At 57.9% G+C, this 7,522-nt stretch carries 6 protein-coding genes; 2 read left to right on the top strand and 4 right to left on the bottom strand.

The genetic code is table 11. The features are described from left to right. Positions 1 to 280 precede the first annotated feature (280 nt). Complete coding sequence (locus CRT23_RS26910; RefSeq protein WP_103712559.1) at positions 281 to 1,339, top strand: IS630 family transposase; 1,059 nt, start codon at positions 281 to 283, stop codon at positions 1,337 to 1,339. Between the two features lie 63 nt (positions 1,340 to 1,402). Here the strand turns inward: CRT23_RS26910 and CRT23_RS28240 are convergent, their stop codons facing one another. From CRT23_RS28240 to CRT23_RS28770, 4 genes are all read right to left on the bottom strand, one after another. After that, positions 1,403 to 1,696: a hypothetical protein gene (locus CRT23_RS28240; protein WP_146056547.1), complete on the bottom strand. Its 294-nt coding sequence runs from the start codon at positions 1,694 to 1,696 to the stop codon at positions 1,403 to 1,405. 670 nt (positions 1,697 to 2,366) lie between these two features. Continuing rightward, on the bottom strand, positions 2,367 to 4,001 hold the full coding sequence (locus CRT23_RS26905) for a porin (RefSeq protein ID WP_245436632.1): 1,635 nt from the start codon (positions 3,999 to 4,001) through the stop codon (positions 2,367 to 2,369). Positions 4,002 to 5,228: 1,227 nt separating this feature from the next. Continuing rightward, positions 5,229 to 6,038: an IS21-like element helper ATPase IstB gene (istB, locus tag CRT23_RS26900; RefSeq protein ID WP_056481133.1), complete on the bottom strand. Its 810-nt coding sequence runs from the start codon at positions 6,036 to 6,038 to the stop codon at positions 5,229 to 5,231. Then, positions 6,035 to 6,205, bottom strand: a complete 171-nt coding sequence (locus CRT23_RS28770; protein WP_181017499.1) for a hypothetical protein — start codon at positions 6,203 to 6,205, stop codon at positions 6,035 to 6,037. The genes istB and CRT23_RS28770 overlap by 4 nt, the downstream gene beginning before the upstream one ends. Before the next feature lie 78 nt (positions 6,206 to 6,283). On the opposite strand from CRT23_RS28770, the gene CRT23_RS26890 reads away from it, so the two are divergent. Beyond that, a protein-coding gene (locus CRT23_RS26890; protein ID WP_103712557.1) for an IS3 family transposase occupies positions 6,284 to 7,386 on the top strand; the annotation gives its coding sequence in 2 pieces (ribosomal slippage) (positions 6,284 to 6,545 and positions 6,545 to 7,386; 1,104 coding nt in all). Positions 7,387 to 7,522 lie beyond the last annotated feature (136 nt).

The following is a 7,522-nucleotide window of genomic DNA, read 5'->3' as shown; positions in this document are numbered from 1 at the left end:
ATCACTGCCATCCCGGCCACTCAACCCTGCCTCAGCCCCTTATCGGACGGGCTCTTAGCGCAGGCCTGCACGGTTATGCTGCCGCCAGGTGGCCGGGGTCCACATGGCAGATTCAAGTCAGATTTCAGCACCCTCTTGGAATCAAGGCTATCCCGGCTACTCAATCCCGCCTCAATCCCCTGTCGAAAGACTCTTTGCACGGCAGTCCTGCCCGCAGTCGCTAGTGCAGTGACGCATTCAGAGGATTCACTGATGGGCGGCGATGTGCGAGTCTGGGCGGATGGCTCAGACTGTCTGCGTACTCCTCGATGAGGCCGCCACGGCGCGGCTGACGGCCCTCGCCACCGACCGCTCTTGTCCACTCAAGCACATTCTACGCGCCCGGATCGTGCTGCTGTCGGGCGAACGCCTGACGGTGCAGGAGATCGCGCGGCAGGCCGGCGTGAGCCGACCGGCCGTCTGGCGCTGGCAGCAGCGTTACGCCGAAGAGGGCGTCGAGGGCCTCTTGCGCGACAAGACCCGCCCGCCCGGCAAGGAGCCGCTGCCCGCCGGCACGGTCGCGCAGGTGCTGGCCCTGACCTGCTCAGAGCCGCCCGGCGCGGTCACCCACTGGACCGGGCGTGCCGTGGCCGAAGCGACCGGTATCGCGCTGCGCTCCGTGCAGCGGATCTGGCAGGCCAACCGGCTTCAGCCGCACCGGATCCGCACCTTCAAGCGCTCACACGACCCTGCCTTTGCCGAAAAGGTGGAGGACGTGGTGGGGCTCTACATGGATCCGCCGGCCCATGCCGTGGTGCTCTCGCTCGATGAGAAAAGCCAGATCCAGGCTTTGGAGCGCACCCGTCCCGATCTGCCGGTCGCCCCCGGGCACCCGGCCGCCCAGACCCACGACTACACCCGGCACGGCACCACGACGCTGTTTGCCGCCTTCGACGTCCTCCACGGCACCGTGATCGGCCGCTGCATGCAGCGCCACCGCCACGGCGAGTTCATCCGCTTCCTCAACGCCGTCGAAGCCGCCGTGCCGACTGGCAAGGTCATCCACGCGATCCTCGACAACTACGCCACACACAAGCACCCGAAGGTGCGCGCTTGGCTCGCACGCCATCCGCGTTGGACCTTCCACTTCACGCCGACCTCGGCGTCCTGGCTCAACGCAGTCGAGGGCTTCTTCTCCGCCCTGACCCGTCGCCGCCTACGACGCGGCACCTTCACGGGCGTGGTCGATCTCCAAGCCGCCATCAAGCGCTACATTGCCGAGCACAACAGCCGCGCTCGGCCCTTCACCTGGACCAAACCAGCCGCACAAATCGTCAGCGCTGTCGCCAGACTCCCATGAACCATCCGAATGCGTCATTGCACTAGAGCGACCATGGGCGATCACGCTTGGCATCTCTCGGAATTAGTATCGATCGTGATGATGAGGGTGGGGCTGATAGTGGCTCCACTGCCGCCGACCATAGGAGCCAGTCGTCTCAACGGCTGGCACCATCGCACGCTCGGATCCTGCTACCGCGCCCTGCCACATGCCGCCGGTGCGATCGTTTCCCTCGGAGTACGCCTCACGGTCGAGGCCATCACCACTGGTGAGATGGATGAGGCCGTGATCAAGGGACGATGCATCGAATTCCGCTGCGTGAGCAGCGCCGACCGCCAGTGCCGCAAATAGAGAACCGGCAATAAAAAGGTTTTTCATCTATTGTCTCCCAATATCCATCGAAATGCCGATCTAGTTCGGCACTCATGACATTATACAACATAGAAACCCCCTAGAAAGCTCAATGTTTTGAAAAAAAATACAGTAATTTAAATAAATTGCTTATATATAATTGTATACGATATGTGTTTAAGAACATTACGCCAAAAAAAAGCCGACCGGTTCCCCGGCCGGCAGAGTAATCCTCGGATGAAGCTTCCGGCAATTATCGCTCAACCCCGGTACCTGGGTAGCTCGACTTTTACCCGCAGCGTCTGCTCCTGCGATGACGGGTGCCATCGAAGAACATGTCCATTCCTACAGACCGGATGATTTGGATCAATGAAAATACGATTTAATTTTTACATTCATCTAGTCGCTGCAGTGTGCAGGTTCGTGCCTAACATTCTACGGGGTCCGCTCCGACGCTGCCGGCATATCGCATGAGCGATGACATCACCCTTGGGAATGGCCGGATCGGACCAACCATCATGAGTCGGCATGGTGCCGTTATCCGTCGTCTCTCAATCCGTTGCGCTGGTCGGATAGCCTATCTGGTCCAGCCAACAGGAGAAACCCGGTCTTACGGCCGGGTTTCAGGAACTACCAAATTTTAAGGATTTTAATATACTATTACTATCTATGTAACATTAGAAATATAGATACAGTACTAGAAATCGCGCTGAACGCGAAAACGGAATTGAGCCACATCTTGATAGCTGACATTTCTGAGTGAATTCTTGGCAAGATCTGGCGTGACACCGTTATTCAGAGCAGTGCGCACGTATTCACCTTCCAGGCCTATGTCAAGGTCTTTGACCGGGTTCCAGATCAGGCTTGCGCCAGACACGATCTGGTTAGTTCCGCGCAGAACGGCGCTGTTGAGGAAGGCGTTGGTGTTGGCTGCGCTCGTTCCCGTAGGCAGAAAGCCGAAGCCGAGGGCGGCTAGCGCGTTTCGGCCGTTAGAATTGTAGTCAATTTGTGCGTAGCTGCCAAAGAATGCCGATCGAAAGGCAGGCGACCAGTAGTGCAGGAGTGAACCAACCACCGAGAACGAAGTCGAGAGCTCGTATTTCCCCGTAGTCGGGTTGAGGACCGCATCAGCGTAATACTGCTGGAATGACCCGCCGACGCTCGGTGTGGCAGCCAGCGCGTCGTAGGGAGCCGTGTAGTTTGCGACGCCGGTGTAACTCAGGGCGCCCTGGGCGTAGGCAGCCTGTAAGTAAAGCACATCGCCTGGGCTGATGAAGGGGAGGTTGATCTTCACGCCTCCCTGGACCGCGAAGCCGTATGCCGACGCTGCACGGCCCTGGGGCGAGATCCCAAGGCTTGCAGTTGCCGTTGAGACTCCGGACACCACGCTTGATGCATCGCCGCCGTTGATCTCGTGGACGGCGGCGGAGAACTGGGCGGACCCCCAGGGGCGATCCATGCGCAGGACGCCGACGAAATCGGGCACGCGGTTCTTCTGCGTCACGTCCTGGAATGCGACGGCTCCGGGGCCGACGATGATGGGAGCAAGGAATGTCGAAGGCGTGAACGGATTGAAGGCGTTGTTGAAACCGGCAAATCCGCCCGAAGTGGTGAAGGCTCCGACTGCCGAGCCGGTTCCGTAGATTGGCGAGCGCCGAAAAGTCGGATCTTCCATCGCTCCCGTCATGGAGAAGCCGTCCGCAAATTGGGCCGTGTAGGCCAAGAGGTTGGTGCTGTAGTTGTCCGACGTATGCGAGCCACCGATGATCTCTAGATCATGGGCGTAAAAGTCGAAGAACGAAGAGGCTCTCCCGGCTGTGAGGCCGCCGAACTGGATGAAGGCCTTGTCGACGTTGTTGAACATCTGCGCACGGCCGTAGGCATCTGCACCGAGCGCCGGGAAGGCTTGACCCTCACGCTGACGCGAAGCTGAGGTAAGAAATGGCCCGGTTCGACTAGCAACATCGAGGCGGAGAAAGGCGCGCAAAGCTCCGTAGTCAGTCTGAGTGCGCGCATCAAAATTTAGGCGCATCAGGCCGACATAGCCCGACACATCGCCGCCGGTTCCCGTACGGGTATTGCTTGTTTGGTAGAGATAATCAAATCGTGCGCGACCAGAAATTCGGAGACAGGTATCAGATCCAGGTATATAAAAAAAACCGGCACCATAAGCAGTACAAACTCGGACATATTCGATTGAAGCAGCCTTTTTAGTTGGAAGATCCGCAGCGCTGGCATTCCCAATTAGTGCCAGGCACCACGTGTTAGATAGAATAGATGCGTGTTTTTTTCTCACACTAAGCCCCCATGCACAATCATAATGCATATTCATGCGAAAACTATTTTTAGGATATATTGGCTGCGACTTATTTCTGCTGGCAACAAGTCTATCACTCGCGTAATTTCCTTACGACAACGCTATTTTTGAACTTTGCGCTGGCGTTGAGCAATTAAAATCCGTTTTTTTTGTCAAACCGAAAGGAAATTTCGATTATTTTTTTTAGTATTTGAACTCGATGCTATTTATGATATATTTTGATATATTAATCAGTTTATTTGTGTGAGCTATAAGTTTATATATATGACAATTACTTAGAATTAATTATTAAAAAGTTTTTGATTGGCAAAATTTGATTGAATGATCTAATAATTCGTCTTGATTTACCTAATAGCAAAAATATATATTTAGGCGCAAATAATAAATAAATCAATTTAATGACACGCTTCTGAGTTAATATCCAGCTCGGAAATAAAAGTTAAAAAGCGGAGCTGGCGGAAGCAGGACCAATGAATATAATATAATGTTTTGCATATTGCTTTGCGGCATATGATATTCCTAGATTATCCAATGACTAAAAAAGATTTACGAGGTAATTCATAATGTTATGAGCATGAGAATTCATCAGATATAGATGGAAAAATCCGATGGCCGAGCATATGCTATGGGGGCATAATTAATGAATTTCTTTATACAAAATTTCACTGCGATCTGTATCTGTGTTGTGTCAGTGGGTGATATTAAAATAGATGATTCAGCAAAAACAGAACAGCTTCGAGCTTTTGGATCTCTTATTAGGGCTGAAACCTACTCATGTCCAATAGCGACGAGCGCAACTTTTCTTGGCAAAATCGAAGGCAAGTATGCTGTGAGGGTCGTCTGTTCTGATGCGGGCGCTGGATCGTTTTACGTGCCTACCGAATACATATTGAAAATGGACCAGGAACTTCACGTATCGATACGTCCGATCAACTAAACACTTTTTATTACAAAAATGATGTGTCGCCATTCATTAATCTCAGCGCCTAGAGACGTGGCTGTTCTTCACGTCACCCTACTTGCCGCCAGCTTACAGCACGTGAGCGACGGCGTTGTAGCTCGAACCGCAGCCTACTTGATGCGATGCTCTCGCCGCTATACGTCGCACTGTAGCGCGGCAATCTGGATGATTGGTCAGCGACAATCTGGATGAGGCACATCGGCGTCGCGGCGGGAGGAGTTTGGTCCTCTGGTGAGCGCGGCGCAAGGCGGATCGGCCGTTTGATTGACGCGGCGCGGCGATCACGGCGCCGTCTTTGTTGTCGCGCGGGTTGGTGGGCGGCCGGGCCCGCGTTTGCGATCCAGGGCGGCACGCCGCCGATAGCTCTCGACGTTCATCTCGAAGATCGTGGCGTGATGGACGAGGCGGTCGACGGCGGCCAGCGTCATGGCCGGGTCGGGGAAGACCTTGCCCCATTCACCGAACGGCTGGTTGGCGGTGATGAGGATCGAGCGCCGCTCGTAGCGGGCGCCGATCAGCTCGAACAGCACGCTGGTCTCGGCTTGATCCTTGGTGACGTAGGCGAGGTCGTCGAGGATCAGCAGGTCGAAGCGGTCGAGCCGGGCGAGGGCCGCTTCCAGGGTGAGGTCGCGCCGGGCGATCTGGAGCTTCTGGACGAGGTCGGTGGTGCGGGTGAACAGCACCTTCCAGCCGCTCTCGATCAGCGCCAGGCCGATCGCGGCCGCCAGATGGCTCTTGCCGCCGCCGGGCGGCCCGAACAGGAGCAGGTTGGCCCCGGTGCCGAGCCAGGCGTCGCCGGCGGCGATGGCCATGACCTGAGCCTTGGAGACGGACGGGACGGCTTCGAAGTCGAAGGTGTCCAGGGTTTTGCCCGGCGGCAGGCGTGCTTCGGCGAGATGACGCTCGATGCGACGCCGGTCGCGTTCGGCGAGCTCGTGCTCTGCGAGAGCGGACAGGAAGCGGGCTGCCGGCCAGCCTTCCGTGTCGGCCTTTTCGGCAAAGCTCGGCCAGACGGCCTTGATGGTGGGCAAGCGCAGGTCGCCGAGCATGACGGCGAGGCGGGCGACGTCGGCGGCGGAGGCGGTCTTCATGCGACCTCTCCCGTCTGGACGGTGGAACCCAGCAGCCCCTCGTAGCTGGCGAGCGTCGCCAGATGGACGCTGACGTGCGGGATGCCGGCTGGGTCCGGTGCGAAGGTGACGCGCAGGGCCGCCAGGTCGGGCAGACGTCGGGCCTCCAGATCCGCGGCGAGCCTCACTGACCCTGACCCAGCAAACTGGTCCGCGCTGAGCGCAAGTTTTTCGGGCATCCTGAACCCTGAAGGAGGGTGGATGCCATGCCTCGCAAACGCTTCACGAATGAACAGATCGCCTTTGCCCTGCGGCAGGCGGAGAACGGCGCCTCGGTGGACGAAGTTTGCCGGAAGATGGGCGTATCTGAGCCGACCTTCTACCGCTGGAAGAAGCAGTTCGTCGGCATGGGCGTGCCGGAGATCCGACGGCTCAAGCAGCTGGAGGACGAGAATGGTAAGCTCAAGCGGCTGGTCGCTGACCTGACGCTGGACCGCTCGATGCTGCAGGACGTGCTCAAACGAAAGTGGTGAGGCCCGCCGTTCGCCGTGAAGTCGCCGGTCACTTGCAGGTGGCCTACGACATCAGTGAGCGTCGGGCCTGCCAGGCCACCGGCTTCGGCCGTTCGTCCCAGCGTTACAGGAAGCGAGCCGACCCGCAGGTCGCTCTGCGGATGCGGTTGAAGGAGCTGGCCGCCGCACGGGTCCGCTACGGCTACCGGCGGCTGCACATCTTGCTGCGACGGGAGGGCTGGGAGGTGAACCACAAGCGCACCTACCGGATCTACCGAGACGAGGGGCTATCGATCCGGCCCAAGCTGCCTAAGCGCAAGCGGGCCTGGCGGTATCGTCAGGGTAGGCCAGGGATCGGTGGGCCCAACGATGTCTGGGCGATGGACTTCGTCTCCGACCGCATCTTCGACGGACGTCCATTCCGGATCTTGACCATCGTCGATTGCCACACGCGAGAGGCGCTCTCACTCACACCGAGAGCCAACTTCCGCGCCTTCCAGGTGACCGAGGCGCTCGACGCCTTGGTCAAGCTGAGGGGACGGCCCAAGAGCTTGCGGGTCGACAATGGGCCGGAGTTCGCCGGGCGCATGCTTGACCAGTGGGCCTACCTGAACGGGGTCGAGATCGACTTCTCCCGACCGGGCAAGCCCACTGACAACGCCTACGTCGAGTCGTTCAACGGCCGCCTACGAGCGGAATGCCTGAACGCCTCTTGGTTCCTGTCTCTGGCCGATGCCCGTGAGGGCATCGAGGAATGGAGATGCCACTACAACGAAGATCGACCCCACACGGCCCTGGGCGGCTTGACGCCCCGAGCCTTCGCCAACCAAGCTGTCACAGCCCGAGAACTTGCATAGGCCGTGGACCACAAACGGGGTCAACTCCAGCCTACCGCGCACTAACTTTACCCTTGGACCACCGCGTGGGGGCCGATCACAATCGGCCACGCTCTGGCCCTGTGAGATCAGCACATCCGCCTGCCGCAACTTGGCA

It is taken from the genome of Methylobacterium sp. V23 (assembly GCF_002917135.1).
Classification (GTDB): domain Bacteria; phylum Pseudomonadota; class Alphaproteobacteria; order Rhizobiales; family Beijerinckiaceae; genus Methylobacterium.
Note: the sequence above shows the minus strand (reverse complement) of the source record. Positions and strands in the feature narration are given on the sequence as shown.

Excerpts from the sequence above, each read along its gene's own strand:
- CRT23_RS28240 (WP_146056547.1), bottom strand. The coding sequence starts at position 1,696 with ATGAAAAACCTTTTTATTGCCGGTTCTCTATTTGCGGCACTGGCGGTC.
- istB (WP_056481133.1), bottom strand. The coding sequence starts at position 6,038 with ATGAAGACCGCCTCCGCCGCCGACGTCGCCCGCCTCGCCGTCATGCTC.
- CRT23_RS26910 (WP_103712559.1), top strand. The coding sequence starts at position 281 with ATGGCTCAGACTGTCTGCGTACTCCTCGATGAGGCCGCCACGGCGCGG.
- CRT23_RS26905 (WP_245436632.1), bottom strand. The coding sequence starts at position 4,001 with ATGAATATGCATTATGATTGTGCATGGGGGCTTAGTGTGAGAAAAAAA.